Raw genomic sequence first — 25104 nt, 5'->3', positions numbered from 1 at the left:
GCTAGGTCGAGGCCGGAATTTCGCGCGCGGCCAGATCCTGCAGCGCCGCCACCATCGCGCGCACTTCCGCTCTGTCGCTGCGCCACTCGCCTGTGGCCATGTCTTCCAGGCCTGCCTGGTGATGGCGCATGCCCGACGGCAAGGCACGCTTCGCCGAAGCGTGGAACTCGCTCGCGTTTGTCGCCCGGACGAGCGCCGCGATGTTGCCTGCATGGACGCCTGCACCGGGCATCACAACCACCCGCCCGGCCGCCTGCGCCACCAATGCGCGCAAGGCCGCCGCGCCCTCGATCGCACTCGCCCGCGCGCCGGAACTGAGCACACGCTCGCAGCCCAGCCCGATCACCGCTTCCAGCGCCTGCGCCTGGTCGACGACCATGTCGAAGGCGCGGTGGAACGTGACGCCCAGTCGCCCGGCCGCATCGACCAGAGCCCGGCAGCGCGCCTGGTCGACCCGGCCCTCGGCATCCAGCACGCCGAGCACCACGCCATCGCACCCCAGCGCCACGCAGGCCTCGACGTCGCGCAGCATCACCTCGCACTCGAAGTCGTTGTAGAGGAAGTCGCCCGCGCGCGGGCGGATGAGCACGTACAGAGGAATCGTCAGCCGATCGCGCGCCGTGGCGATCTCCGCGTAGGAAGGCGTCACGCCCCCCAGCTCCAGCGCTGCGCACAGCTCGACCCGCCCGGCGCCACCATCCTGTGCGGCCAGCGCGGAGGCGACCGAATTGGCGGCGACTTCGAGCAGGGCGGCGGCAGGCGGGGGCATCAGGGCACCGCCCCGCGAACGACGGTGGTCGCAACGCGCGTGGCGCAAGCGGATGCGCTTGGAGACAGGTGCGGATGGCCCACGATGGTCTGCCATTTAGATCGATCTATATGGCAAGGTAGCATCGGCCGGCAAGGCATGCATGCCGCATTGCAGTAATCCGCCTGGCCTGCCGTGGGACCTTGCCTGGGGCGATGTTCCGGAGGCGTCCGAGGCGGGCACCGCAGCGGGGAACGCCATCGGCAGCGCAGTGAGAGCTGCGGGAGCCTGCGGGTCAGCCTCGACCCATCGCGGCCACCGGAACGACGCACGATCTCTTCGGATGAAAATGAATTGCTTGGTCCATCGGGCTTGTTCTCGCCGGGGAGCACCTTTTAGGCAGCCTGCGGGGTACGCCGCATCCCGTTCGTAGATCGCTTGTCCGCTTCCGACCCGAAGCAGACCTCACCGCACGTCACAAGTCCCTCGAGCGCAGCCTTTCTCCGTTGGAGTACCACCTCGCACAGGGAATTGGCGCACCTGCTCCTGACGAGAGCGCGGGTCAGCGTTGAGGTCGAGGCGGGCCGGTCAGTCCGCAGCCAAGCTAACAGCCTCCTCTTCGTTGTCCTGTTCGCTGTTGTGGGTCTCCCACGCCAGCTGGGTTCTCAACCAGTCGACAGCCTGCGGTGAATTCTTGGCCAAAGCTAATTCGATTGCCAAGGTCTCGCGGAACTGTGCCGCTTCGGCCTTGAGAGTCCAGATCGCCTTAAGGCCCATGTGCTCGACGCACGCGCGAACATCGCCCAGAGGGATCCGAAAGAACTCCTTGCGGGGGTTGACCTTGTTTACTTGAGCCTTGACGAATTACTTGTGCAACGCGTGCTCAAGCGCTGGGGCGTCTTCCGACCAAATCATCGCGTGGACGTCGAAACCGAATGGAACGCTCGCGTCCCCTAGCTCGCGGATGCGGTCGTGCGGTTCCAGCCGCCGCGTCATGCCGACCTTCAGGACGTTCTCGCCAAACGACCCGACGTTGGAGATGACGTACACGTGCCCAGCGTTGGTCTGCTGCGCCATCGATAGAGCTCGCTGATTGCGCGCCTCAGCCTCGGCCAACTTGCTCTGCAGGGCCTCAAGCTGGGCCTCGAGCGCCGCCCTCTCGTCAGCGTTTGCCGCCTCAACCTGTCGCCGCGCCTTCTCCGTGGCGCGCTGCAGGGTTTCCTCTTCCTTCGCGGCATCCCGTAGCGCACGCTCGATCTCGCGCCTGGCGCGCTCCTCCTCACGGATATGCTCGGGGGCCCGCCGCTGCTCTTCCTTGTCGCGATCCCTGAGCACGATGACCGCAGAGGCCCATTTGAGCTCGCTCAGGCGGGCATCCAAGTAGGCAGGCGTTATTGCCGCATTCCGGAACGCGGTTCCGTGCTCGTTGACGAAACCGAAAGCATCGCGAATTTGCTGCTCCAGTGTGCCTACGTTGTCGCTCTTGACCCGTGTCAGGATGCTGTCGACCTTGCCGTTGAAGGCGTCCAGGACGAACCGAAGAGCTATCGAACGGCGGCGCGCCTCTGCGTATTCGCACGCCGCCGCCCGTTCGGCGGTCACAAGGCTCTTACTGAGCTGGCGGGCGCGTGTGAGCTCCTGCCCCGCCTGCTCAAATTCGTAGTCGGCCGCCAGTTGATCAAGCACCATGCCGGCATCGACCAGTGGCACACCGGTGCGTCCCTGCTGCCAGCGGGCCACGCGGATCCGTCCTCGCACCAGCCGAAGCGATCGAAGCGCCGGTCGAACGGTGCCTCGGGCGTGTGCGGAAAGTGGTAAAGCAGGTGATGGGCGAACTCGCGCCAGCCGAGCTCACGCAGATAAGGCTCCGGGTCCGGGCGACAGTCGGAATGCATTCGGGCGATGCACTCCGTGATCACGTGGAGGATCTGCCGCGGAGTGATCTCGCCGAAATGCAGGTGCGGCGAAAGACGCGATGTACCGTGCCGTGCCGGCAGATCGCGGCCGCGGGCGTAGTCGCCCAAGGCGTCGTCGACGAACAGCTCGAGTTCTTCCTGTGCGCCGGCTTCGCCCGGTCGCCAGGTGTCGGCCAGGCCACCGGTCCACGGCTTGGCCGGCAGCAGACCGAACGCGTGCACCGGCACGCTGCCGGCCAGGCAAACCCAGGCCTTCGCGCGGGCCGCGGGCAGCGGTGGGTGTGGCTGCAACTGCGGGCGCAGCTTGCGTCAGTAGGGGGGTGGACACGCGGTAAGGGGCATCCGGCGCGGTGGCGATTTGCCATGGTTCACACCACAGGTTGCCTGGATGGCTTTCGACGGTGATCCCGTCCGCGCGCAGGGCGGCCTCCAGCTGCATATCCTCAGCGCGGGCCGCCGGCTCATAGCGGCGGGTCCAGTAGACCGTGCGGGCGCCGCACGTTCTGGCAAGCCGCAGCAAAGTAGGCAGGCACTCGCCCATCGCCAGGTGGAGCCGTCCATCCTGAGCACCCAACTGGCGGTCCAGTGCCTCCAGGCTGTGATGAAGCCACCAGCGGCTGGCTGCACCGGGCGTCCAAGGCAGCCCATCGCGTGGCTGGTGTACGTAAACCGGCAGGACTTGCTCATGCCCCTGGCAGGCAGCCAGAAGGGCAGCATGGTCGGCCAGTCGCAAGTCGCGCCGCAGAAGTACCAAGGCCGTGCTCATGGGTATTCGCGCCTAAAAGCATCGAAGGTAGGCTTCGACATACGCACGAGCGAGCGTTCTCGATGAGGCCTCGTGGTGGTGACGGTCGTGAAGCCCTCCTCACGCTGGTGAACTACGGCTTAACTCGGCCGTACCGGCGTGCATCCCGATCATTCCCGTGCGCGTACCTCTTTCACCTTGTGCAGGAAGCCGAGGGTTGCGAGGGGGCTATCGGGCGAAGTGTGGTGGCGGGGCCATCCACGTCGAAGCATCGCGTTCTGGTGGATGCAAGGAATTCATGGGGCTGCACGGCAGCCACGTGCCGTGATCGCGGGCGCAACGCCTGCATGAAACACGGCTTTTCCGCACCGATGCGATGAGGTGACACCTTATGAAACTCAAACCCCTGTGCCTGTGCCTGAGTCTCGGGCTGATCGTTCCTGCCGCCGCGCTGGCTTCCAGCCACCGCGAGGCACCGTTCATCAGCACGATGCCGCAGGTCGACGCCAGCGATTTCTACATGTTCATGAGCTACGAGCCGCAGCGCTCCGGCTACGTGACCCTGTTGGCCAACTACAACCCACTGCAGGACCCGACCGGCGGGCCGAACTTCTTCCCGCTCAGCGACCAGGCCGCCTACGACATCAACGTCGACAACAACGGCGATGGCAAACCCGATCTGACCTTTCGCTTCCAGTTCCAGCACCAGTACAAGGATCTGAAGGTGTACGGCGGGACCGGAACCTACACGTCCGTACCGCTGCTCAACCTCGGCCCGGTATCGGCCGCCGACCAGAGCAAACTCAACCGCATCGACAGCTACACCGTGTCGGTGCGCAAGGGCCATGGCAAGTTCGAACCGGTGGTCAACAACGCCGGCAGCGCGCCGATGTTCACCCAGCCGGTGGACAACATCGGCAACAAGTCGATCGCCGACTATCAGGGCTACGCGGACAGCTACGTCTACAACGTGGTGGTCCCGGGCTGCTCGATGCCCGGACGCGTGTTCGTGGGGCAGCGCAAGGAAGGTTTTGTGGTCAACGTGGGCGAGGTATTCGACCTCGTCAACACCAACCCGCTGGGGCCGCGCGATGGCGCGCGCAATCCGCTCACGGGCAAGAACGTGACCACGCTGGCGCTGGAAATGCCGTCGACCTGCCTGGAACGCTCAAGCAGCAACCACATCATCGGCGGCTGGACCACCGCCAGCATTCCGCAGACGCGGGTCATCAACCCGCACGGTGAAGGCGACAGTGGCTCGGCGCATTCGCACCTCACGCAGGTCTCGCGCCTGGGGATGCCACTGGTCAACGAGCTGGTGATCGGCCTGAAGGACAAGGACAAGTTCAACAACAGCGTGCCGTGCAACGATGCGCAGTTCTTGACTTACGTCACCAAGCCGTCGCTGCCGGTCATCCTCAACGCGTTGTTCAGCACGGCCATCCCGCACACGCCGCGCAACGACCTGGTCACGGTGTTCCTGACCGGCGTGCCGGGACTCAACAAACCGGCCCACGTCACCCCTTCGGAGATGCAGCGGCTCAACACCTCGATCCCGGCGACCCCGCCGCAGAGTCAGAACGACCTGGGCGTGCTGGGCGGCGACCTGGCCGGTTTCCCGAACGGCCGACGGCCGTATGACGACGTGGTCGATATCGAACTGCGCGTGGCCGAGGGCGCGCTGTGCGGCGTCGCTGGCAACTGCGGCGCGCAGACCGCCGATCCCAACAACGGAGCGCCCTTCACCGATGGCGCCCGCTCGCCGGGAGCGACCGCGGCGACTGAGGTCGTCACCGGTGACGAGAACGCCGCTGATACCTATCTCGATCACTTCCCGTACCTGATGCCGCCGCTGCCCGGTTCGCCCAATGGCAGCAATGGCGTGGACCCGAACTGATGGCCACGCACCCGCCCGCTGGTCGGTCGCTTGCGCGGCACCTGACTGCGGGCGGGTTTGCCATGGCATGTCGCCGCTTAGGGGGCGTGCCGTGGCTGTTCCTGATCCTGGCGTGGCTGCCGGCGCTATGTGCCGCGCAGACCCGCGCCCCCTACATTCCGGCCAGCCCTGACGTAGTGCTGCAGCAGGTGCCGCCGACCACCGATCCGCGCGTGCGCCGCTTCGAGCAACTGCGCCTAGACCTGCAACGGCATCCGCACGATGCCAAGCGTGCCGTGACGCTGGCGCAGGCCTACGTCGACTACGCGCGCAGCACCGGCGATGCGCGCTTCCTCGGCCGCGCGATGGCTGTGATCGATCCCTGGATGCGGCGACCGTTGCCGCCGATCCCCGTCGCCTTGGTGCATGCGACCGTGCAGCAGAGCCGGCATTTCTTCAAGGCGTCGCGGCAGGAACTGACCACGATCCTCGCGCGCGAACCCAACAACGCCCAGGCCTGGCTGACGCTGGCCACCGTGGCGATGGTGCAGGGCGACATGGATGAGGCCAACCGCGCCTGCGTAAAGCTGGCCAACACTGGCGGTGATTTCATGGGCATGATCTGCACCGCCTCGCTGCGCATGCTGACCGGTCGTGCCCCGCAGGCCTATGCGCTCCTCGGCCTGGTGGAAGATCCCGGTCCAAAGGCGCCACCGGAAATCCGCGCGTGGATCGAGGGACTGATGGCCGATACCGCGATGCGCCTGGACAGGGCCGCGCTGGCCGAGCAGCACTTCAAGCAAGCCTTGCAGTGGACCCCGGGCGACAACTTCCTGCTCGCCGACTATGCCGACTTCCTGTTGGACGAACAGCGCCCGCGCGACGTCCTCGCGCTGCTGCAGGGCGACTCGGCGTCGGACACCTCGTTCCTGCGCCAGGTTTACGCCGAGACCGCACTCGGCCTGCCGCAGGCCAAGGCTGACGCCGCCGCCATGGCGGCGCGCTTCGCCGCGATGGATGCGCGCGGCAGTCACGTGTTCCAGCGCGAACAGGCCGGCTTCGCGCTGCACGTGCAGCACGACGCCCCACGCGCCCTGGCACTGGCTCAACAGAACTGGACCGTGCAGCGTGCGCCGCAGGACGTGCGGATCTACCTGGAGGCAGCGCTGGCTGCCGACCAGCCGGCCGCGGCACAGCCGGCGCTCGACTTCGTCCAGCGCACCCACCTGAGCGATCCGTCGATCGACCGGCTGGTCGCGCGTCTACGCAGCGACGCGATGGCGCAGGCCGCGCCCAGAGCCAAGCCATGAATGCCCGCCTGGTACTGCTCGTGCTCGTGCTCGCCTTCGCCTTTGCCTGGCTGCCGTCGGTGGCGTTCGCGCACAAGGAAAGCGACGCCTACCTCAGCCTGCGCACCGACCGCGCCAACGACCACGTGCTCCACGGGCAATGGGATATTGCGCTGCGCGACCTGGACTTCGCCATCGGCCTGGATGGCGATCACAACGGTGCCATTACCTGGGGCGAGGTGCAGTCGCGGCGCACGGCGATCGAACGTTACGCCCTGCAGCGGCTGGCGATCACCGGCGACGGCTTGCAGTGCGATCTCACGCCCACCGCGCAACTGATCGACGAGCACACCGATGGGGCCTACGCGGTGCTGCGCTTCGACGCGCTGTGCGACAAGAACATTCCGAGCACGCTGGGCGTGATCTACCGCCTGATGGCCGACCTCGACCCCTATCATCGGGGCATCGTCACCTTTTATGCCGGCGAGCGGACCGCTGGTGCCGTTCTCGGCCCCGACCGGCCGACCGCCACGCTCAACCTGCGCACTCCCGATCGCTGGAGCGAATTCACCAGCTTCGTCACCGACGGCGTGTGGCACATCTGGACTGGTCTGGATCACATCCTGTTCCTGCTGTCGTTGCTGCTGCCGGCGGTGCTGGTTCGCCGCCGCATGGACGATGGCTGGGGCAAAGGGGCGGTGGTCGCCGAGGGTAGCGGCACGCTGATGGCACTGGCCGGCCAACCACCGCATTACCGCTGGGAAGCGGCATCGGGCCTCTGGCCGGTATTCCTGGACGTGCTCAAGATCGTCTCGGCATTCACGGTTTCCCACTCGGTGACGCTGTCGCTGGCAGTACTCAACATCGTCTCGCTGCCCAGCCGGCTGGTCGAATCGGGCATCGCGCTGTCGGTGTTGGTAGCCGCACTCAACAACCTTTATCCGATCGTGCGCCAGCGCACCTGGCTGATCGCCTTCGCTTTCGGCTTCGTCCACGGTTTGGGTTTCGCGAGCGCGCTCACCGGGCTGCAGCTGCCGCCCGCGGCAATGGCCGCCTCGTTGGGCGGCTTCAATGTTGGCGTGGAGATTGGCCAGGAGTCGATTGTGCTTGCCTTCCTGCCGCTGGCGTACTTGCTGAGGCGCACACGCTTCTACCGCATCGGCGTGCTGCGCGTTGGCTCGTTGCTCATCGGCTTGGTGGCCGCGCTATGGCTGGTGCAACGTGCCTTCGATCTGGTGATCCCCGGCTTCGGCACTTTGCTTCCAAGTTGAGCGGATAGCTCTGTAACGCTAGTCCAAGCCAGGCCGCGGCCACAGCCAGCGACCTACGTGCGAACTGCCCTATGTCAGAGAGCACTTGCGAGGCCATGGGTCAGAGCTTTAGCAGAGGCTGCAATACTCTTGGGAACCATCCCTCGTAGGTCAGGCCTCCATCCAGTCCGACGACGCAGATGCAGGGAACGTTTGACGCCATGAGCGGCCGGTGCCAGTCATGACTGTCCAGATCCGCCACGTCGCCAGGGGAAAAAAGGCCAAATTCGTCCTCATAAGCGCCTTGCAACACACAGGTGAGTTCGCCGCCTCGATGGCCATGCTTCGGCAGGCCCTTGCCCGGTGCAATACGCAGCATGAGCACCATGCCCTCACCCACCCGGGTGCGGACCCATCGCATCCCCGGGCCCATCCAACGCCAAGCCAATCGGTCCAACGAGCGACCGAAGTACGGGTGCAATGGCGCCGGCAACGTGTTGGCATGGATGGCCACGTCGTTGGATTGAATGGCAGGTTCGAGGTCAGGCGATGCATCGAGCCGCGCCAGCATGGCTTCGCGTGCACCTGGGGGCGTGGCCTCATGCTGGAGCGCCATGAGTCCACCGCCGATGCGTTCAGCCAAGCGCAACTGACGGCGGCATGCCCCACAAAAACTCAGGTGCGTTGCCGCGACAATCGCCAGTGCGGCAGGAAGCGCTCCGGCCGCATGACTCAGCAGCGTGGCTTCACTCAAGTGGTGTCGGGGGCTCATGGCTTCCTTGTCAGTTCGGCTTGCAACTTGAGGAACGCGCGGCGCAAGTGGGACTTGACCGTTCCCAATGGCATGCCCAGTTCCCGGGCAATCGCTTGCTGGCTCTTGGCCTCGAAGTAGGACATGTGAATCACGCGCGCCTGGATACGTGGCAACTGTTCGATAGCTTGATGAATGATGGCCTCGTCTGCGTATAGCTCGGTTTGGGTAGACCGCCGATCACCAGCTGCGTCGTCCAGGTCCTCAAGATATACCTGGGTCGCGCACCAGCCAGGCTCCTTCCGCACTCTATCCAGATGTAGGTTACGGGCTATGCGAAATAGCCACGTTCCCACATTGCTTCGGTTGGGGTCGTATTGGTGTGCGCGCTGCCACACGCGCAACAGCGCCTCCTGTGTCAGCTCTTCAGCCAAAGCGCTTCCCGCGTCGTGGTTCAGCAGATAACGACGTACGCGCGGCGCGAAATAGTCGTAAATGAGCATGAAGCTGTCATGGTCGCGCCGATACGCCACTGCCGCCATCTGGACAGACCAATCATGCATCGCGGGTCCTAATGGACCGCGCATGGCGTTTGCTGCTTCGCCGAACTTGCTCGTGGTCACTCTTGGGTCCCGCCCATCTTGAAGCGTGGCGCGCCGCGTTCCCATCGGCACGCAAGGGGTCGCGCAATGGATGCTAGCCGTGCGCACCCGCCCTTGGCTGAAACCTAGATGCCGAGTCCTGAGCTCTCCAGTCTCTGGGACGGCACTCGAACGGACGGGGCCCGCCGAGAGCGCGACCTTCTAGCGCCGCCGCGTGGGCACAGCGCTAGAGCCCTCTTGCGACCCGGTATCACCATTGGATCCGCCGGGCCCAGCTTAGGATCGCCTCATTCACTTGAGCCGGCTGTTCCATCACCGCGGCATGAGCGGCGCCAGGAATCATTACGAGCTGAGAACCAGGAATCGCCTCCTGCATCGCCTTGGCCATATCGGTGGGATAGATGGTGTCCTCGACACCGACAATAACCAACGTTGGAACCTTGATCGTCGCCAAGGTCGGCTGCGAGTCGGGGCGATTGGCCAGCGCCTTGGCGCCGGCCAGGGCGCCGTTCTTGGACGCCTTCAGCACGATCGCGTTCAGGGTTTGAACAAGCGCCGTATCGTGCAGTCGGGTTTGGCCGGTGAGCATGTCCTTGGTCAGCACCATCGGCAGCGCGCCCACGCCCTTGTCCTGCACGAGTGTGACCACGCCATTCCACAGGCCCGCTTCCGGCGGGCCAGCCGGTTTGGCCGTCGTGTCGATCAGGATAAGGCCGGCAAAACGTTGCGGCGCCTCACGGTACATTTCCAGAGCGATGGGACCGCCCATCGACATCCCGCCAATGATCGCCTTCGTGGCATGGAGTTTGTCCAGCAGCGCCAGTGCATCCTGTGCATAGGTCTTGATGGTCGCATTGGCGTCCGGTGCCGTGCTTTGCCCATACCCGCGCTGGTCTATCGTAATGACGCTGTAGTGCTGCTCCAACGCTTTTCGGTTCTTTGCAAACAACTCGCCCGATAGCGGATACCCGTGAATCAACAAAATCGGTTGCCCGTGGCCCGACACTTGGTAGTGAATTCGAGCACCGTCGGGTCGATCGAGCGTGCCTTCGCCCGTGGGAATCTGTGCCATGGCGGCGCTGGCCAGCAGCATTAGGCCCACAGCAAACAGCATGCGATGCATGGTGCGCATAGCCAGTTCTCCTTGTGTCTGATGAATGGTTGACGCGGATCGTCATCAACGCGGGCGGCATGTACGACCGCACGGCATTACCCGGGCGAGTCGTCAACCTTAGGATCGGTATACCTTCCCAGAAGGGCGGTGGTAGGGGGGTGAACACAGATCGAGGGACTCCCGCGATCCCGTTCGCCTGCACTGCAGGGTGTCAGCCGCTCGCTCAGGCTTCGTCGCAGCAGGCACATCGCTAGCCAGACACAGGGATCCACGCCTCCACGCATCCGCGCCGCCACCTGGCACGTACAGGGCAGGCAGCAATCGACTGCGACTTAGAGATGGGACATGGACAAGTACAGGCAGCTAGGCGTGGTGGCCGGCGCGCTCGCGATCGTGACGGCAGTCGCCGCCCAGACGCTGCCAGGCCGTAACGGGCAAGGATGGTTGATCGACGGCAGCGGGCGCGCGCTCTACGTCTATGACGCTGATGTAACCGACGGGCAGAGCGTCTGCACGGGGGCGTGTGCGGTTGTCTGGCCGCCCTTTGAGGCGCCGGCCGCCGTGTCACCGCCAAATGGATTCAGTGTGATCACGCGCGTCGACGGCCGTCGCCAGTGGGCTTGGCACGGCCATCCGCTGTACCGATACGCCAGCGATGTCGCCGGGACGGATAAGCGCGGTGACGGGGTCAACGGCACGTGGCACCTGGCGATTAATGCAGGCGCATCCAATTTCACCATGCAGCCGTAAACGCTACCGACAGCGCGTTCGTGCGCCAACACAGGGGACTTCATGCACAAGCAAAATCGGATCCGGGCCACCGTGCTCGGCTCAGGGCTGCTCGCCGCATTGGCGCTGCCAGGTCTGGCGATGGCCGACAGGGCTGGGACCGGTGGCAAACTGCTCCTTACTGGCGGCGTCAGCCAAGTGGAGGGTGCAGCGGGAGGCGGCCTGACGCCATGGGCGGTGATCGGAGGTTATGGCACGCGTGACCAGATCGGCGCGAACGCCTTCTACACGCGCGTGAGCCTGCCCGACTACCACCTGGACGACGCCGGCGTCATGGTTGGCCTATACAACCGAATGGAGCTCTCCTACGCGCAGCAGCGCTTCAACACCGAAGAAGTGGGCGCGGCGCTGGGGCTCGGTCGCGGCTTCACCTTCCGGCAGGACGTCTACGGTGTGAAGGTCCGGCTGTTCGGCGATGCGGTTCTCGAGCAAGACAGCTGGCTGCCGCAGGTGGCGATCGGTGCCCAGTACAAGAAGAACAATCAAGACGCCATCGTCAAGTTTGTCGGTGCCAAGCGGTCGCAAGGCACCGACTACTACATCAGCGCGACCAAGCTGTTTTTGGCACAGAGCCTGCTGGTCGACGCCACGGTGCGTTTCACCAAGGCAAACCAGATCGGCATTCTGGGTTTCGGGGGTGACAGGCAGGATAAGTACCGGGCCGAGCTGGAAACCTCGGTGGCTTACCTGCTCGGTCGCCAGTGGGCGATCGGCGCGGAGTACCGCGCGAAGCCGGACAACCTGGGCATTGCCAAGGAAGACGATTGGTACGACGCGTTCGTCGCCTGGGCTCCGACCAAGCACGTCTCGCTGACCTTGGCCTACGCCAACCTCGGCAACATCGTGATCAAGGATCGCCAGCGCGGCCTCTATGCCTCTGTCCAACTCGGCTTCTAAGGAACACGCCATGATCAAACAGACGCTTCTCCCCCTGTTCTTTACTCTAGTTGTCGGTGTCGCGCAGGCACAGGTCGCCCCATCAGTCACTCATCCGGTAGCCAACCCAGCGCCGCGCGACGCGGCGCTCAAACCGGTATTCGACGAGTTCGGCGGCAAGGCGGGCCTGACCGCACTGATCGACGATTTCATGGTCAACCTGATGGCCGACCCACGCACGCGCCCATTCTTTGCCAACGTCGATCGGGCGCATGTCAAAGGCGAGTTGGTCGACCAGTTCTGCGTCATTCTCGACGGCCCCTGCACCTACACGGGCAAGAACATGGAGCAAGTGCATCGCGGTTTGGACATCCGGCGCAGTCAGTTCAATGCGCTGGTGGAAGACCTTCAGAAGGCGATGGACAAACACGGCATTCCCTTCCGCGCTCAAAACAAGCTGCTCGCCAAGCTGGCGCCTATGCACCGCGAGGTGGTGACCAAGTAGGTGCCGGGACGGTACCGCCGTAACCCACTCCGTCTGCAAGGCTGCTCGCTAGTTCATATGCTCGCGTCGTGGCGGCGTGCCCTCACGGTGCTCGCCAAGAGCCACCGACCGAGGTGGAAGCGAGCACCGAACCGCCGCCATCATCTACAGCCAACCTGAGATCGAGTGCAATCCGCGCCGTGAGGTCGAGTCGAAGACAGCGCGAATGATCTGGTATGAATAGCTCGAGCCGTAGGAAAACTCTTTGAAACGGGCGTGTGCCGGGCACGAGAACGAACATGCAGTACACGAACGACTATGACCTGTACGTTGCTGTGCAGGATCTGACACCGGATCTGATGGACCGCTATCCTGTCGTTGCCGCGACCACCGGCGTTCGTTCCTACGTGGCCCTACGATCCTTCGACAAGCGCCCTGGCGGGGTATACCAACGGGATGTCCGTGCCGACTTAACCCGGGCGCTTCCCACGCTGTGGATTACGGTGACTGATTACGAGCAAGACACGATCACGCGGTTGCTCGCGCTCGTCGAAGAGTCCAATCGCCGACGTCGCGACCGCGACGCTTGGGCCCGCCCAGCTCGTCGCCCGGCTTGGCGGTCCCAAATGTGGTTCAAGCGCGCCAGTTGGTTTTCGCGCGCCTCGACTGCCATGCGCGCCACCGTCTCATCCAGTCCCGCGTCGCGCACAACGCCGATGGACGCGTCGGTGGCTTCATGGATACGGTCATGGAAACGACCGTTTGAGTGCGCGCCCGGATCGAGTCAGACGTCCTTCGGAACGAACTCGCACACCGGCTAAAAAATACACTGGCCTCGGTCCAGGCAATCGCTTCGCGCACCTTTACCCATGCCGAGGAGAAGGAAGCATTTCATGCGCGGCTCATGGCGCTGTCCGCGGCCCACAGTGTTTTGCAACGGCAATACTGGAGCGCCACATCGATTCGCACGACGGCCGAGGCGCTGCTGGCGGTTTACGGTCGCCAAATAGACCTCGACGGTCCTGAGGTGCAGCTGGGCCAGAAGGCGACCGTGGGACTATCGCTGGTGCTGCATGAGCTGGACACCAACGCCGTCAAGTACGGCGCGCTGTCAGTGCCGCAGGGCAGCGTCACGCTGCGCTGGCGTATTGAAGCAGACGAACTGCTGATGTTCTGGTGCGAGGCGGGCGGCCCCATCGTCGCACTACCTATCCGAAAGGGTTTCGGCTCGCGGTTGATCGATATGGGGCTGCTAAGTACTGGCAAGGTCGAGCGACGTTATCCGCCTTCAGGTGTCCAAGTGCAAATTCGCGTGCCACTGTGGGTTGCCCCGCCGCACCTATCGGGGCAAGCCCAGGCAGCGGTCTTCGGCTAACCACTATTTACGCGTCAAAGCCGATGCCGCTGGGTGCGGCTTGGCAGATGTCCGATGTCCGTTCATGGCCGGAAGCGGACCAACGGAAGGCTGGTGGGCCAGCACGGATGCTTTACGCGGTGCGGACGTGCACCGTTCTACTCGATGGGTTTCGGTGGGCTCCGCCCCTGGCCTTCCAGGGCAGGGCGATCAGGCGGTCAGCACTCGATGACGTTGACCGCGAGCCCACCGCGGCTTGTCTCTTTGTACTTGTCCTTCATGTCGCGGCCGGTGTCGCGCATGGTCTTGATGACCTTGTCCAGGCTGACGCGGTGCTTGCCGTCGCTCTTGAGCGCCATGCGGCTGGCGTTGATGGCCTTGACCGAGCCCATGGCGTTGCGCTCGATGCAGGGGATCTGCACCAGGCCGCCGATGGGGTCGCAGGTGAGGCCGAGGTTGTGTTCCATGCCGATCTCGGCGGCGTTCTCGACCTGCCAGATGCTGCCGCCCAGAGCGGCGGTGAGGCCGCCGGCGGCCATCGAGCAGGCGACGCCGACCTCGCCCTGGCAGCCGACTTCGGCACCGGAGATCGAGGCGTTTTCCTTGTAGAGGATGCCGATGGCGGCGGCGGTCAGCAGGTAGTCGACGATGCCGTTCTCGTCCGCCTTGGGGCAGAAGCGCAGGTAGTAGTGGCCAACGGCGGGCACGATGCCGGCGGCGCCGTTGGTCGGCGCGGTCACCACGCGGCCGCCGGCGGCGTTTTCCTCGTTGACGGCCAGTGCGTAGAGGTTGACCCAGTCCAGAATGGTAAGCGGGTCCTTGAGCGCCGCCTCGGGCTGGTTGCGCAGCTCCTCGGCCATCGCCGGCGCGCGGCGGGCGACGTGCAGGCCGCCGGGCAGGGTGCCGGGGGAGCGCAGGCCGCGCGAGACGCAGTCGGCCATGGCCTTCCAGATGGTGAGCAGGCCGGCGCGGGTTTCCGCTTCCGGGCGCCACACGCTCTCGTTGGCCATCATCAGCTGGGCGATGGTCAGGCCGTGGCGCTCGCAGCTCGCGAGCAGTTCGTCGCCGCTGGAGAACGGGTAGGGCTGCACGGTGGTGTCCGCGACGATGCGGTCTTCGGCCGCCTCGTCCTGGTTGACCACGAAGCCGCCGCCCACCGAATAGTAGTCGCGCGTGGCCAGCTCGTTGCCGGCAGCGTCGTAGGCGGTGAAGCGCATGCCGTTGGTGTGGAAGGGCAGCTTCTGGCGCTTGTTGAAGACGAGGTCCGCCTTCTCGTCGAAGGCGATCTCGTGCCTGCCCAGCAGGCGCAGCCGGCCGTCGGCGCGGATGCGGGCCAGGATGTCGGGAATCAGGTCCGCATCGATGGTGTCCGGATGGTGGCCTTCGAAGCCCAGCAGCACCGCCTTGTCGGTGCCGTGGCCCCGGCCTGTCATCGCCAGCGAACCGTAGAGCTCGGCGCGCACGCGGGCGACGCGCTCGAGCACGCCCTTCTCTTCCAGCCAGCGTTCGCCGAAACGGGCAGCCGCGCGCATCGGTCCGACCGTGTGCGAGGACGACGGTCCGATACCGATCTTGAAGATGTCGAAAACGCTGACGGCCATGGGTGCGCTGCGGTGAACGGGGAGAACCCGTTATTCTACGCGCCCCCTTCACGTTTGGCAGTCCATTCGCCGCCGCATGGCCGACCTCGTTCTCTACCAGCGCGACTACTGCCACCTGTGCGACCAGGCGCTCGCCGTACTCGCCGAGGCGCGGGCGCCGGAGTTCGACAGCGTGTGGGTGGATGACGACGAAACGCTGGAGGCGCGCTACGGCACGCGGGTGCCGGTGTTGCGCGATGCGCGGGACGGGCGGGAGCTGGATTGGCCGTTCGACGCGGCGGCCGTGCGGGCGCTTGTGGGCGGCTAGCCACGCCCTGCTCCCGTGGCTTCAGGCAGGGGCTCTATTTCGGGGCGAGCACCAGGTGCGCGTTGACGGTCACGTCGTTGCCGATCACCGACGTATCGGCATATTCGCCGCCGCCTACGCCGTAAGCCAGCCGCTGGAGGGTCCCGCTGACGTCCATCAGCGTGGTGCCGCCCGGCTGTGGGGTGATGGTCACGGTAAGGTTGAGGGGATGGACCTCGCCGCGCAGGGTCAGCTGGCCGCGGGCGATCACGTGCGAGCCGGCCTGGACGAACTCGGTGGCCACGTAATGCGCCTGCGGGTAACGGGTCGCGTTGAAGAAATCTGCACCAGGCAGCGCGCCGTCGCGATCCGCATCGCCGGTGCTGGCGCTGGTGGTGTCCACCGTGACGTCGAACTTCGAGCCGGCCAGGTGCGCCGGATCGAACCGGATCGCCGCATGCCACTGCGCGAAGCTGCCCTGGAACGGCGCGCCCTGGAAGGTCGCGGTGAAGCCGAGCGTGCTCTGGTCCTGCAGCACGCGGTAATCGGTCGCCGAGGCGGCCATGGGCAGGGCGAGACCGAGCAGCAGCGCAGCCAGGCGCGCCAAGGCGGGTCGGATCATGCTTCATCTCCTTTGGAGCCGAGGCGGAGGCGGGCGAACGGCCACATGCGGCGCAGCACGTCGTCGTTGTCGTACACGTGGTGCTTGAGCGCCGCGCCGACGTGGGCGAGGAGCACCAGCAGCAGGACCCAGAACAGGTACTCGTGCACTTCGTGCGACAGCCGGCGCAGGTCGGGGTTCTTCGCCGCGATCGCGGGCAGGTTGAACAGCTTGAAGAACTGCAGCGGATAACCTCGCACCGAGTTGAACCACCAGCCCGAAAGCGGCAGGGCGACCACCAGCAGGTACAGCACCGCATGCACCGCGCGCGCGGCCCACAGCTGCCAGCGCGGTGCCGGAAGTTCGCGTGGCGGCCGGTTGAACGCGCGCCAAAGCAGGCGCAGCACGAACAGCGCCAGCACGGTCAGGCCGATCGACTTGTGCAGGGCCATCCAGTTGACCTTCTGCATCGGCGATCGGGCCAGGTCCATCAGCAGGCCGAACACGCCGTTGCCCAGGATCAGCACCGCGATCGTCCAGTGGAAGAACTTGGCGACGGCGCCCCAGCGCCACTCGTCATTGCGCAGCATCGGTGCTCTCCGGCTTGCGGTCCTCGCGGATGGCTTCGATCTCCAGCCACACGGAAATGTGCTGGCCGATCGAGCCCTGGTTGGCAGTCATGCCGAAATCGGTGCGGTCGAGCATGGCGGTGGCGGAAAATCCGGCGACGGTGTGCAGGCCGAAGATGGTGCGCGCCTGGCGGTTGAACGTAAACGGAATGTCGATGGGGCGGGTGACGCCGCGCAGGGTCAATTCGCCATGCAGCACGCCGTGGCTGTCGTCCTTGCGCTCGACCGAGGTGCTGGCGAAATGGGCGTAGCGCGCCTTGGCCGCGTCCAGAAAACGCGGTTCGAGCACGGCCTGGTTCCAGTCGTCGTCACCCATGTCCAGGCCAGCCAGGTCGATGTCCAGGGCCGTGGCGGCATGGCTCCAGTCGTCCGGGTCGAAGCGCAGCCAGCCGCGGGCGATGTGCAGCCGTCCGAACGGGCGCGAATAACCGTCGTGGCTCACGCTGAAGAGAATCTGGCTGTGCACCGTGTCGTAGTGGTACCGGTGCTCCGACGCGCCGGCCGCCAGCGGGCACAGCAGGGCGGCGCAGGCAAGCAGGCGGGCGGTGGCGGGCGGGGCGCTCATCAGGCCAAGTCTGGAGGATCGTTGGCGTGGGTGCCAGCGGGAAACCTTGGCGTTTCATGCACGCGCCGCGTGTCAAACCTCCAGGCCCCGCCACTTATGGAGGTAGGCCATGGCTCGCCCCATCTGGACCGGCACGCTGTCGTTCGGGCTGCTGAACGTCCCGATCCGCCTGATGACCGCCGAGCGCAAGGTCGACCTGCATTTCCGCATGCTCGACCAGCGCAACAACCAGCCGGTGCGCTACGAGCGCGTCAACGCCGAATCGGGCGAAGAGGTGCCCTGGAAGGACATCGTCAAGGCTTACGAATATTCCAAGGGCAACTACGTGGTGCTGGAGGAATCGGACATCCGCAGTGCCGCCGCCGAGGCGCACGAAACGGTGGAGATCGACACCTTCATCGATGCCGGCCAGCTCACCCCCGCCTACTTCGAGAAGCCTTATTTCCTGGTGCCGGGCAAGAAGGCCGAGAAGGGTTACGTTCTGTTGCGCGAGACGCTCAAGCGCACCGGCAAGATCGGCATCGCGCGGGTGGTGATCCGCACCCGTGAATACCTCTGCGCGGTGATGCCGCAGGACGAGGCCCTGATGCTGGTCCTGCTGCGCTTCCCGCAGGAACTGGTCGACGCCGAGGAATACGCGCTGCCGGACAAGGCGGCCTCGGAGTACCGCATCAGCGACCGTGAGCTGGACATGGCAGGCGAGCTGATCGAGTCGATGTCGGGCAAGTTCGAGCCGGAGAAATACAAGGACGAGTTCCGCGAGCGTCTGACCGCGGTGATCGAGCAGCGACTCAAGAGCAAGGGCGTCACCACCACGCTGGAGGAAGAGGAGCCCGCGCACGCCAATGCCACCACCAACGTGGTCGATTTCATGGCGCTCTTGAAGAAGAGCATCGAGGGCAAGCAGCGCACGCCGGCCAAGGGCAAGGACGAGGAGAAGGCGGAGAAGAAGCCCGCGGCGAAGAAGGCATCGCCCAAGAAGGCCGAACCGGCGGCCAAGAAGGCCTCGCGCAAGAGCCCCGCCAAGAAAGCCACTGCCACGCGCAAGGGGCGCAAGGCCGGATGACTCCCGGCGGGAGCGCACCCGCGCGCGACTGGGAGACATCACGGTCGCGCACAGGTGCGCTCCTACACACGAGGCGGCGAAACACGTGAGCGCACGCGAACAATCCACCGGGATTTCCAGCAGCCGGTCGCGCGCCGACACACCCGTCGACGTCGATGGCGTCCGGATCACCCATCCCGCGCGCGTGGTCTATCCGGACGACGGCATCACCAAGGGTGAGGTCGCCGCCTATTACGCGGCGGTCGCCGACTGGATCCTCCCCGAGCTGATCAACCGGCCGCTGTCGATGGTGCGCTGCCCCGGCGGCACCGACAGCGCGTGTTTCTTCCAGAAGCACCACGCCGCCAAGCTTGGCTCCAGCGTGCGTCCCATCCCGCTGGAGGAAAAGGGCGGTGGCGAGGACGACTACGTCTATATCCGCGACCGCAAGGGCCTGCTGCAGCTGGTGCAGATGAACACCATCGAGTTCCATCCCTGGGGTTCGCGGGTGGACAAGCCCGACTCGCCAGACCGCATTGTGCTGGACCTGGACCCCGCCCCCGGTGTCGCGTGGGAAGCGGTGGTGGAAGGGGCGCGCGGCATCCGCGACCTGCTGGACGGGATGCAGTTGACGAGCTTCGTGCGCACCAGCGGCGGCAAGGGACTGCACGTGGTGGTGCCGTTCCGGCGCGGGCCTGGCTGGCAAACGGTGAAAGACTTCTGCGAGCGGGTGGCCGACGCGATGGTCGAGCGTGCGCCCGATCGCTACATCGCCACGGCGAGCAAGGCGCAGCGCGAAGGAAAGATCTTCATCGATTGGCTGCGCAACGCGCGCGGGGCGACCAGCGTGTGCAGCTGGTCGCTGCGGGCGCGGGACGGCGCGCCGGTGGCGATGCCGCTGCGGTGGGAAGAGTTGGGGAAGGTTGCGAGCGGCGCTGCGTTCGGCATGCAAGCGGCGCTGGAGCGGGCGAAAAGCCTGAAGGCCGATCCGTGGGACGGGATGGCGAAGTTGCAGCAGCGGTTGCCGAAGGGCTGAAGGGAGGCTTCCCCCGTTCGCCCTTCGGGCACCTTCCCATGTGAACGGGGGAAGGTGCCGACAGGCGGATGCGGGCGATTTGCCGGCTACTTCACCTTCAAAACGTCGTTGGAGCGGTCGGCTTCCGGCAACCCGTGTTCCGGATCCAGCGCCACCGACACCACCTTGCGCGACCCGGTCACCCGCACCACGTACTGCCGATGCTGCTGCCAGGTCTCCACCGGCACGCGCACGTCCTTCGTGCTGCCGTCGTCATAGGTCAGCCGCAGCGTGTTCGGCAGGACGAGCCGGTCCAGGTTCGCCACCGTTACCGCCGCGCCGTGCGACCAGCCGCCATCGACCGGCTCGACCTTGCGTACCGCCATGTCGAACGTCCAGTTGTGCTGGTACCAGCCGCGCCAGAACCAGCCCAGGTCCTCGCCCGATTCGCTTTCCATGAAGCGGAAGAAATCCGACGGCGAAGGATGGTGGAAGGCCCAGGTGGCGATGTACTTGCGGAAGGCGTCGTCGAACCGCTCCGGCCCCAGGATCTGTTCGCGCAGCAGCACCAGGCCGAAGGCGCTCTTGAAGTAGCTGATCGGGTGGCGGTACTTCTCGCTCGTCTCGTCCGCACCGTTGAGCAGGGCCGGCGCGTCCGGATCGGCGATCACCTGGGCGATCTCGTCGGCCGGGTTGCCCTTGTGCGGCGCGTATTCGCCGTCGCGCTTGGGTGCGAACTCGCCGTGGTTGAAAGCCTCGTCCTCGTAGATGTCGACGAAGGTGTTGAAACCCTCATCCATCCAGGCGTGGCGGCGCTCGTTGGAACCGACGATCATCGGGAACCAGGTGTGGCCGATCTCGTGCGCGATCAGGCCGTGCAGGCCGCCGCCCTTGGCGCGCTTGTGGTCGAAGGTGATGCCCGGGTATTCCATGCCGCCGGCAGTGCCGGCTTCATTGATTGCCACCGGCCACGGATAGGCGAACCATTCTTTCGAGAAGTATTCGACCGAGGCCTTGAGAAACTCGGTGGCGCGGCTCCATTCGCTCTCGACCGGATAGACCGACATCGCCAGCGCCGTCTTGCCGTGCGGCAGGTTGATGCGCGCGGCGTCCCACACGTACGCCCTGGATGCGCCGAACGCCACGTCGCGCGTGTCGTGCATGCGGAAGTGCCAGGTCAGCGTGCCGCCCTGCTTCGGGCGGCTGGACGGCTGGGTGACCTCGGCGGGCGTGCGGATCATCACCGTCCTGTCGCTGTGGCGGGCTTCGTCCAGGCGCTTGATCTGCGTCGCGGTGAGCACGTCCTGCGGGTTCAGCAGCTCACCTGAGCCGGCCACGATCATGTCCGAGGGCACGGTGACCTTGTAATCGAAGTCGCCATATTCCAGGTAGAACTCGCTGTTGAGGTAGGGCGCGGTGTCCCAGCCGCGCAGGTCGTCGTAGACGCACAGGCGCGGGTACCACTGGGCGATCTCGAAGATGTCGCCGTTCTTGCTGGCGTTGACGTCCATGCGGCCGCCGAATTCGCCCGGCACGGTGAAGCTCCAGGTGATGTGCACGCGCACGCTGCCGCCCTTGGGCCTGACCGCTTCGGGCAGGCGCAGCTGCATGCGGGTGTCGGAGACGACCCATTTCACCGGTTGCAGGCGGCCGCTGGCATCTTCCACCTGGACCGAGGCGATCTGGTAGCCGTTGGTGAACTCGGTCGGAAACTCGCTGGTGAAAGCGCCGCGCGCATCGGGCCTGTAACGGTTCTGGTCCAGTTGCAGCCAGAGCACGTCCAGCGCGCTTGGGCTGTGGTTGGTGTAGGTGATCGTCTCGCGGCCGGTCAGCAGGCGGCTGGCCGGGTCCAGTGTGGCCTCGATGGTGTAGTCGGCGCGGTTCTGCCAGAACAGCGGGCCGGGCTTGCCGTCGGCCGAGCGGTAGGCGTTGACCGGATCAGGGTAGACGAACGGCGCGAAGGTCTGGAGCGGATCGTAGCGCGGCGCATCGGCTGCCGCGGCGAGGGTGGTAGCCAGCGCCAGCGCGCCGGTCATGCAGACTGCAAGTGCCTTCATCGAAAATCCCCTGTTTACGGTTGGCTGCCCGCGCGGATCAGTGCCAGTACTTCGTGGCAGGCGCCCATGGTGTGGTAGTCGACCTTGCCGGCCGGACTCTTCTCGTCGTCGTACTTGCGGTTGTCGTGGGTGAGGATGCGGTACCACGCGCCGTGCTCGTGGTCGACGAAATGCTGCCACGCGTAAGTCCACAGCCGCTCGTACCACTGGTCATACACCGCCTCGCCGGTGCGGGCATGCAGCAACGCCGCGGCGGCCAGCGACTCGGCCTGCACCCAGAAGTACTTGTCCGGATCGCAGATGCTTCCGTCGGGCGCGAAGCCGTAGTGGATGCCGCCATGCTTCGGATCCCATGCGCGCATCAGCGCGGTGTCGAACAAGTGGCGGGCAGTCGGCAGCAGCCAGCGCTCCTCGCGGCCGCGCTCGGCCAGGTGCGATTCGAGGATCACCAACAGCTTGGCCCACTCGGTCTGGTGGCCGGGCTGGAAACCCCACGGGCGGAACAGGTGGCGCGGGTTGTCGCGGTTGTAGTCCCAGTCGACATTCCAGTCGGCGTCGTAGTGTTCCCACACCAGGCCACCGGCCTTGGCCGCCTGGCGGCGGGTCATGTGATCGGCCAGCAGCAGCGCGCGGTCGAGGTAGCGCACGTCGTTGCTGGCCTGGTAGGCAGCCAGCATCGCCTCGCACATGTGCATGTTGGCGTTCTGGCCGCGATAGGAGGAGAACTGCCAGTTCGCGTCGGCCTCGTCACGGTAAAGGCCGGCCGCCGCGTCCCAGTAGTGCTTCTCCAGCAGCGCCCATGTCTCGTCCATCCACAGTTCCGCCTCGACCAGTCCCGCGCGCAGTGCGCTGGCGCAGGCCAGCAGCACGAAGGCGACGCCGTAGGCGTGGTTGGTGCGATCGTCTGGGCGACCATCGGCAATCGTCCAGGCGTAGCCACCGGTGACGGGGTCGCGGTGCACGTCGCGCAGGTAGCGCAGGCCATGGCGCGCGGCTTCGAGGTAATCGGTGTCCTCGAATTCGATCGCCGCCAGCGCGTAGTTGAAGACGAAACGCGTGCTGCTGACCAGGTGGCGATGGCTGCGGTCGTAGATCGTGCCGTCGTCCTTGAAGTAGTGGAAAAAGCCGCCGGCCGGGTCGATCGCGCGCGGGTGGTAGAACGCCATGGTCCGGGCGATGTGCTCGCGCAGGAAGCTCTCGCTGCGGAAGTCGGGCAGGGTGGTCATCGGTGTGATTCCAGGAAGGCGTCGACTTCCGCCGCACCGGGCATCGCGGTGAACGAGCCCTGGCGGGTGACGGTGAGTGCGCCGCAGGCGGCGGCGAAGGCGAGCATCTCGTGCAGGGCCGGCTCGTCGCGCAACAACACGTCGAAGGCGTCCGCGTTCCCGAGCGTCGCGAGCTTGTACAGCAGGCCGCCAACGAAGGCATCGCCGGCGGCGGTGGTGTCGACCGCTTCGACCTGCGGGCAGGGCATTTCACCGCTCCCGTCGCGGCGGAACCAGCGCAGCGGCCGCGGGCCGTCGGTCACCACCAGCAGGCGCGTACGACCGCGCCACAGGCGATTGAGCAGCGCGCCGTCCTCGGCCAGCCAGGCGAACTCCTCGGCGCACAGCTTGACCACGTCCGCCAGGTGCAGCGCCGGCCACACAAGCGGGCGCGGGTTCGACTCGCGCGGCCACAGCGCCGGGCGCAGGTTGAGGTCGAAGCTCACCAGCGCGCCGGCGGCCTGCGCGCGACGCATGCCCTCGCGGGTGGTCTCGGCCAGGTCCGGGTCGGTCATGCTGTTGGAACAGACATGGAAGACGGCGAGGCCGTCGAACGCCTCCGCACGGAAGTGCCGGGGGCGGAACAGCAGGTCCGCCGAAGGTGGCCGGTAGAAGTTGAAGCTGCGCTCGCCGCGCGCATCGAGGCTGACGAAGGCCAGCGCGGTGTTGGCTTCGTCCGTGCGCGCCACGTCGCCCACGCCCACGCCGGCGCGTTGCAGGCTGTCGAGCAGGAAATCGCCGAACGGATCTTGCGCGAGCATGCCGGCAAAGCGCGCCATGCCGCCCAGCCGCGCCACCGCCACCGCCACGTTGGCCGGCGCACCCCCGGCGAAGGGCACGAACGCGCGCGGAAAGCCGTTCGCGCCGGCGCCCTCGGCGTGGAAATCGATCAGCGCCTCGCCGAAGCAGAGGATGGGACGGCTCATCGGTCCTCCAGCGGCGCGCCGACGATGCGCGAACCGCGCAGGCCATAGAACACGATGTAGGCGTAGCACACGGCGGGCAGGATGAAGGCGGCCTGCACGCCGATCGCGTCGGCCAGTGCGCCCTGGGCGAACGGGATCACCGCGCCGCCGACGATGGCCATGATCAGCAGGCTGGAGGCCTTCTCGGTCAGCGGCCCGAGCCGCTCGATGCCCAGCGTGAAGATGGTCGGAAACATGATCGAGTTGAACAGGCCGATCGCCACGATGCTCCAGGTGGCCGTCATGCCGGCGGTGCTCATGGTGACCGCCAGCAGCGCGATGTTGATCGCGGCGAACAAGGCCAGCAGCGCGCGCGGCGAGTAGCGTGTCATCAGCCACGAACCGGCGAAACGGCCGATCATCGCGCCCAGCCAGTAGTACGACACGTAGGTCGCGGCAGTGGTCTCGTGCATGTTGCCGATCTGCGGCAGCGACAGGTAATTGACCATGAAGCTGCCGATGGCCACCTCCGCGCCTACATAGCAGAAGATCGCGATCACGCCGAACAGGACGTGCGGGATGCGCAGTGCATCGAGGAGCGTGTGGTGTCCGCGGTCGGCCTGTTCGGTGGCTTCCTCAAGCGTGGGCAGGCGGAACAGGTACACCAGCACCGCCAGCACGAACAGCGCGATGGCCAGGCCCAGGTAGGGACCCTGCACCGCCTGCGCCTCCTGTGCCCGGTAGACCAGTTGTTCGGCGGGCGAGAGCTGGGTGACCTCCAGCGAGCTTTTCACCGCCACCGACAGGATCAACAGCCCGCCGAAATGCGGGGCCAGGAACGTGCCAAAAGAGTTGAGCGCCTGCGCCAGCGTCAGCCGGCTGGAGCTCGTGCGCTCGGGCCCGAGCAGCGCCACGTAAGGATTGGCCGCTACCTGCAGGACCGTGATGCCAGTGGCGAGCACGAACAGTGCACCCAGGAACGCCAGGTACGAATGCATGCCCGCCGCCGGCCAGAATCCCGCCGCACCCAGGCCCGCGATCGCCAGGCCCGCCACGATGCCGAGCTTGTAGCCCAGGTGCGCGACCAATCGTCCTGCCGGCAGCGACATCAGGAAGTAGGCGCCGAAAAACGTTAGCTGGACGGCCATCGCCTGTTTGTAGTTCAGCTCGAACAACGCCTTCAGGTGCGGGATCAGGATGTCGTTCAGGCAGGTAAGGAAGCCCCACATGAAGAAGATCGAGGTAACCACGGCGAGCGCCGCCGGGTACGTCGTGTAGTGCTCGCGCGGCGCGTCCGCCGGTGCGGCGGGTGGGCGGTTGGGGGCTTGCATGATGGCCATG

At 65.8% G+C, this 25104-nt stretch carries 25 protein-coding genes and 1 pseudogene; 11 read left to right on the top strand and 15 right to left on the bottom strand.

All coding sequences use genetic code 11. The features are described 5' to 3' along the window. Window position 1: 1 nt before the first annotated feature. From ACFWZ4_RS05570 to ACFWZ4_RS05555, 4 genes and pseudogenes are all read right to left on the bottom strand, one after another. On the bottom strand, window positions 2–769 hold the full coding sequence (locus ACFWZ4_RS05570; protein ID WP_439703713.1) for a copper homeostasis protein CutC: 768 nt from the start codon (window positions 767–769) through the stop codon (window positions 2–4). A gap of 843 nt (window positions 770–1612) precedes the next feature. Continuing rightward, window positions 1613–2458, bottom strand: coding sequence for a DUF4041 domain-containing protein (locus ACFWZ4_RS05565; protein WP_439703781.1), 846 nt, complete (start codon window positions 2456–2458; stop codon window positions 1613–1615). Further along, window positions 2347–2892 carry a hypothetical protein gene (locus ACFWZ4_RS05560; RefSeq protein WP_439703784.1) on the bottom strand — a complete coding sequence of 182 codons (546 nt, stop codon included), beginning with the start codon at window positions 2890–2892 and terminating at the stop codon, window positions 2347–2349. The genes ACFWZ4_RS05565 and ACFWZ4_RS05560 overlap by 112 nt, the downstream gene beginning before the upstream one ends. A gap of 70 nt (window positions 2893–2962) precedes the next feature. Then, window positions 2963–3430 (bottom strand): annotated as a pseudogene (locus ACFWZ4_RS05555) (deoxyribodipyrimidine photo-lyase); the annotation flags it as partial. Between the two features lie 370 nt (window positions 3431–3800). Here ACFWZ4_RS05555 and ACFWZ4_RS05550 point away from each other — a divergent pair. The 3 genes from ACFWZ4_RS05550 (at window position 3801) to ACFWZ4_RS05540 (ending at window position 7845) form a co-directional block, all read left to right on the top strand. Further along, entirely contained in the window at window positions 3801–5306 is a 1506-nt protein-coding gene (locus tag ACFWZ4_RS05550; RefSeq protein ID WP_439703712.1) for a DUF4331 domain-containing protein, read from the top strand. Between the two features lie 62 nt (window positions 5307–5368). Then, window positions 5369–6595 (top strand): hypothetical protein, encoded by a 1227-nt coding sequence (locus tag ACFWZ4_RS05545; RefSeq protein WP_439703711.1) that lies wholly within the window; start codon window positions 5369–5371, stop codon window positions 6593–6595. Then, window positions 6592–7845, top strand: a complete 1254-nt coding sequence (locus ACFWZ4_RS05540) for a HupE/UreJ family protein (RefSeq protein ID WP_439703710.1) — start codon at window positions 6592–6594, stop codon at window positions 7843–7845. Before ACFWZ4_RS05545 ends, ACFWZ4_RS05540 begins: the two co-directional genes overlap by 4 nt. Window positions 7846–7945: 100 nt before the next feature. On the opposite strand, the gene ACFWZ4_RS05535 is transcribed toward ACFWZ4_RS05540, so the two are convergent. From ACFWZ4_RS05535 to ACFWZ4_RS05525, 3 genes are all read right to left on the bottom strand, one after another. Next, window positions 7946–8596, bottom strand: coding sequence for a ChrR family anti-sigma-E factor (locus tag ACFWZ4_RS05535; RefSeq protein WP_439703709.1), 651 nt, complete (start codon window positions 8594–8596; stop codon window positions 7946–7948). After that, on the bottom strand, window positions 8593–9198 hold the full coding sequence (locus ACFWZ4_RS05530; RefSeq protein ID WP_439703708.1) for a sigma-70 family RNA polymerase sigma factor: 606 nt from the start codon (window positions 9196–9198) through the stop codon (window positions 8593–8595). The genes ACFWZ4_RS05535 and ACFWZ4_RS05530 overlap by 4 nt, the downstream gene beginning before the upstream one ends. Window positions 9199–9427: 229 nt before the next feature. After that, a complete protein-coding gene (locus ACFWZ4_RS05525) occupies window positions 9428–10309 on the bottom strand; it encodes an alpha/beta fold hydrolase (RefSeq protein WP_439703707.1) in 882 nt (293 codons plus the stop codon). Window positions 10310–10636: 327 nt separating this feature from the next. On the opposite strand from ACFWZ4_RS05525, the gene ACFWZ4_RS05520 reads away from it, so the two are divergent. From ACFWZ4_RS05520 to ACFWZ4_RS05500, 5 genes are all read left to right on the top strand, one after another. Next, window positions 10637–11041 carry a COG4315 family predicted lipoprotein gene (locus tag ACFWZ4_RS05520; RefSeq protein WP_439703706.1) on the top strand — a complete coding sequence of 135 codons (405 nt, stop codon included), beginning with the start codon at window positions 10637–10639 and terminating at the stop codon, window positions 11039–11041. 42 nt (window positions 11042–11083) lie between these two features. After that, complete coding sequence (locus ACFWZ4_RS05515; RefSeq protein ID WP_439703705.1) at window positions 11084–11977, top strand: DUF3034 family protein; 894 nt, start codon at window positions 11084–11086, stop codon at window positions 11975–11977. 10 nt (window positions 11978–11987) lie between these two features. Continuing rightward, the gene (locus ACFWZ4_RS05510; RefSeq protein ID WP_439703704.1) at window positions 11988–12461 is read left to right on the top strand and encodes a group I truncated hemoglobin; all 474 of its coding nucleotides are present in this window, start codon (window positions 11988–11990) and stop codon (window positions 12459–12461) included. A 278-nt stretch (window positions 12462–12739) separates the two neighbouring features. Then, entirely contained in the window at window positions 12740–13261 is a 522-nt protein-coding gene (locus ACFWZ4_RS05505; RefSeq protein ID WP_439703703.1) for a hypothetical protein, read from the top strand. After that, on the top strand, window positions 13207–13815 hold the full coding sequence (locus ACFWZ4_RS05500) for a sensor histidine kinase (protein ID WP_439703702.1): 609 nt from the start codon (window positions 13207–13209) through the stop codon (window positions 13813–13815). Before ACFWZ4_RS05505 ends, ACFWZ4_RS05500 begins: the two co-directional genes overlap by 55 nt. A gap of 197 nt (window positions 13816–14012) precedes the next feature. Here ACFWZ4_RS05500 and ACFWZ4_RS05495 read toward each other — a convergent pair whose 3' ends face one another. Beyond that, the gene (locus ACFWZ4_RS05495) at window positions 14013–15395 is read right to left on the bottom strand and encodes an L-serine ammonia-lyase (protein WP_439703701.1); all 1383 of its coding nucleotides are present in this window, start codon (window positions 15393–15395) and stop codon (window positions 14013–14015) included. Between the two features lie 76 nt (window positions 15396–15471). On the opposite strand from ACFWZ4_RS05495, the gene ACFWZ4_RS05490 reads away from it, so the two are divergent. Next, on the top strand, window positions 15472–15702 hold the full coding sequence (locus ACFWZ4_RS05490) for a glutaredoxin family protein (RefSeq protein ID WP_439703700.1): 231 nt from the start codon (window positions 15472–15474) through the stop codon (window positions 15700–15702). A 34-nt stretch (window positions 15703–15736) separates the two neighbouring features. On the opposite strand, the gene ACFWZ4_RS05485 is transcribed toward ACFWZ4_RS05490, so the two are convergent. Genes ACFWZ4_RS05485 through ACFWZ4_RS05475 form a run of 3 tightly spaced genes read right to left on the bottom strand, consistent with a single transcriptional unit; the run spans window position 15737 to window position 17476 of the window. Then, the gene (locus tag ACFWZ4_RS05485; RefSeq protein ID WP_439703699.1) at window positions 15737–16303 is read right to left on the bottom strand and encodes a YceI family protein; all 567 of its coding nucleotides are present in this window, start codon (window positions 16301–16303) and stop codon (window positions 15737–15739) included. Further along, complete coding sequence (locus ACFWZ4_RS05480; RefSeq protein ID WP_439703698.1) at window positions 16300–16872, bottom strand: cytochrome b; 573 nt, start codon at window positions 16870–16872, stop codon at window positions 16300–16302. Before ACFWZ4_RS05480 ends, ACFWZ4_RS05485 begins: the two co-directional genes overlap by 4 nt. Beyond that, window positions 16859–17476 (bottom strand): YceI family protein, encoded by a 618-nt coding sequence (locus ACFWZ4_RS05475; RefSeq protein ID WP_439703697.1) that lies wholly within the window; start codon window positions 17474–17476, stop codon window positions 16859–16861. The genes ACFWZ4_RS05480 and ACFWZ4_RS05475 overlap by 14 nt, the downstream gene beginning before the upstream one ends. A 109-nt stretch (window positions 17477–17585) precedes the next feature. Here ACFWZ4_RS05475 and ACFWZ4_RS05470 point away from each other — a divergent pair, with 109 nt between their 5' ends. Together ACFWZ4_RS05470 and ligD are read left to right on the top strand one after the other, a co-directional pair. Then, window positions 17586–18542, top strand: a complete 957-nt coding sequence (locus ACFWZ4_RS05470) for a Ku protein (protein WP_439703696.1) — start codon at window positions 17586–17588, stop codon at window positions 18540–18542. An 85-nt stretch (window positions 18543–18627) separates the two neighbouring features. Continuing rightward, complete coding sequence (ligD, locus tag ACFWZ4_RS05465) at window positions 18628–19557, top strand: non-homologous end-joining DNA ligase (RefSeq protein ID WP_439703695.1); 930 nt, start codon at window positions 18628–18630, stop codon at window positions 19555–19557. An 86-nt stretch (window positions 19558–19643) separates the two neighbouring features. Here ligD and ACFWZ4_RS05460 read toward each other — a convergent pair whose 3' ends face one another. Genes ACFWZ4_RS05460 through ACFWZ4_RS05445 form a run of 4 tightly spaced genes read right to left on the bottom strand, consistent with a single transcriptional unit; the run spans window position 19644 to window position 25103 of the window. Then, the gene (locus ACFWZ4_RS05460) at window positions 19644–21593 is read right to left on the bottom strand and encodes a M1 family metallopeptidase (protein ID WP_439703694.1); all 1950 of its coding nucleotides are present in this window, start codon (window positions 21591–21593) and stop codon (window positions 19644–19646) included. 14 nt (window positions 21594–21607) lie between these two features. After that, window positions 21608–22819 (bottom strand): AGE family epimerase/isomerase, encoded by a 1212-nt coding sequence (locus ACFWZ4_RS05455; protein WP_439703693.1) that lies wholly within the window; start codon window positions 22817–22819, stop codon window positions 21608–21610. After that, window positions 22816–23784 carry a carbohydrate kinase family protein gene (locus tag ACFWZ4_RS05450; RefSeq protein WP_439703692.1) on the bottom strand — a complete coding sequence of 323 codons (969 nt, stop codon included), beginning with the start codon at window positions 23782–23784 and terminating at the stop codon, window positions 22816–22818. Before ACFWZ4_RS05450 ends, ACFWZ4_RS05455 begins: the two co-directional genes overlap by 4 nt. Continuing rightward, window positions 23781–25103, bottom strand: coding sequence for a sugar MFS transporter (locus tag ACFWZ4_RS05445; RefSeq protein ID WP_439703691.1), 1323 nt, complete (start codon window positions 25101–25103; stop codon window positions 23781–23783). The genes ACFWZ4_RS05450 and ACFWZ4_RS05445 overlap by 4 nt, the downstream gene beginning before the upstream one ends. Window position 25104: the final 1 nt, after the last annotated feature.

Origin of the sequence: Frateuria sp. GZRe12 (genome assembly GCF_051900535.1) — a bacterium.
Taxonomy (GTDB): Bacteria; Pseudomonadota; Gammaproteobacteria; order Xanthomonadales; family Rhodanobacteraceae; genus Frateuria_A.
Note: the sequence above shows the minus strand (reverse complement) of the source record. Positions and strands in the feature narration are given on the sequence as shown.

Bases quoted from the DNA above. Each gene is read 5' to 3' on its own strand.
- ACFWZ4_RS05570 (WP_439703713.1), bottom strand. From the start codon at position 769: ATGCCCCCGCCTGCCGCCGCCCTGCTCGAAGTCGCCGCCAATTCGGTC.
- ACFWZ4_RS05550 (WP_439703712.1), top strand. From the start codon at position 3,801: ATGAAACTCAAACCCCTGTGCCTGTGCCTGAGTCTCGGGCTGATCGTT.
- ACFWZ4_RS05545 (WP_439703711.1), top strand. From the start codon at position 5,369: ATGGCATGTCGCCGCTTAGGGGGCGTGCCGTGGCTGTTCCTGATCCTG.
- ACFWZ4_RS05540 (WP_439703710.1), top strand. From the start codon at position 6,592: ATGAATGCCCGCCTGGTACTGCTCGTGCTCGTGCTCGCCTTCGCCTTT.
- ACFWZ4_RS05535 (WP_439703709.1), bottom strand. From the start codon at position 8,596: ATGAGCCCCCGACACCACTTGAGTGAAGCCACGCTGCTGAGTCATGCG.
- ACFWZ4_RS05525 (WP_439703707.1), bottom strand. From the start codon at position 10,309: ATGCGCACCATGCATCGCATGCTGTTTGCTGTGGGCCTAATGCTGCTG.
- ACFWZ4_RS05520 (WP_439703706.1), top strand. From the start codon at position 10,637: ATGGACAAGTACAGGCAGCTAGGCGTGGTGGCCGGCGCGCTCGCGATC.
- ACFWZ4_RS05515 (WP_439703705.1), top strand. From the start codon at position 11,084: ATGCACAAGCAAAATCGGATCCGGGCCACCGTGCTCGGCTCAGGGCTG.
- ACFWZ4_RS05510 (WP_439703704.1), top strand. From the start codon at position 11,988: ATGATCAAACAGACGCTTCTCCCCCTGTTCTTTACTCTAGTTGTCGGT.
- ACFWZ4_RS05505 (WP_439703703.1), top strand. From the start codon at position 12,740: ATGCAGTACACGAACGACTATGACCTGTACGTTGCTGTGCAGGATCTG.
- ACFWZ4_RS05495 (WP_439703701.1), bottom strand. From the start codon at position 15,395: ATGGCCGTCAGCGTTTTCGACATCTTCAAGATCGGTATCGGACCGTCG.
- ACFWZ4_RS05490 (WP_439703700.1), top strand. From the start codon at position 15,472: ATGGCCGACCTCGTTCTCTACCAGCGCGACTACTGCCACCTGTGCGAC.
- ACFWZ4_RS05485 (WP_439703699.1), bottom strand. From the start codon at position 16,303: ATGATCCGACCCGCCTTGGCGCGCCTGGCTGCGCTGCTGCTCGGTCTC.
- ACFWZ4_RS05480 (WP_439703698.1), bottom strand. From the start codon at position 16,872: ATGCTGCGCAATGACGAGTGGCGCTGGGGCGCCGTCGCCAAGTTCTTC.
- ACFWZ4_RS05475 (WP_439703697.1), bottom strand. From the start codon at position 17,476: ATGAGCGCCCCGCCCGCCACCGCCCGCCTGCTTGCCTGCGCCGCCCTG.
- ACFWZ4_RS05470 (WP_439703696.1), top strand. From the start codon at position 17,586: ATGGCTCGCCCCATCTGGACCGGCACGCTGTCGTTCGGGCTGCTGAAC.
- ACFWZ4_RS05460 (WP_439703694.1), bottom strand. From the start codon at position 21,593: ATGAAGGCACTTGCAGTCTGCATGACCGGCGCGCTGGCGCTGGCTACC.
- ACFWZ4_RS05455 (WP_439703693.1), bottom strand. From the start codon at position 22,819: ATGACCACCCTGCCCGACTTCCGCAGCGAGAGCTTCCTGCGCGAGCAC.
- ACFWZ4_RS05450 (WP_439703692.1), bottom strand. From the start codon at position 23,784: ATGAGCCGTCCCATCCTCTGCTTCGGCGAGGCGCTGATCGATTTCCAC.
- ACFWZ4_RS05445 (WP_439703691.1), bottom strand. From the start codon at position 25,103: ATGGCCATCATGCAAGCCCCCAACCGCCCACCCGCCGCACCGGCGGAC.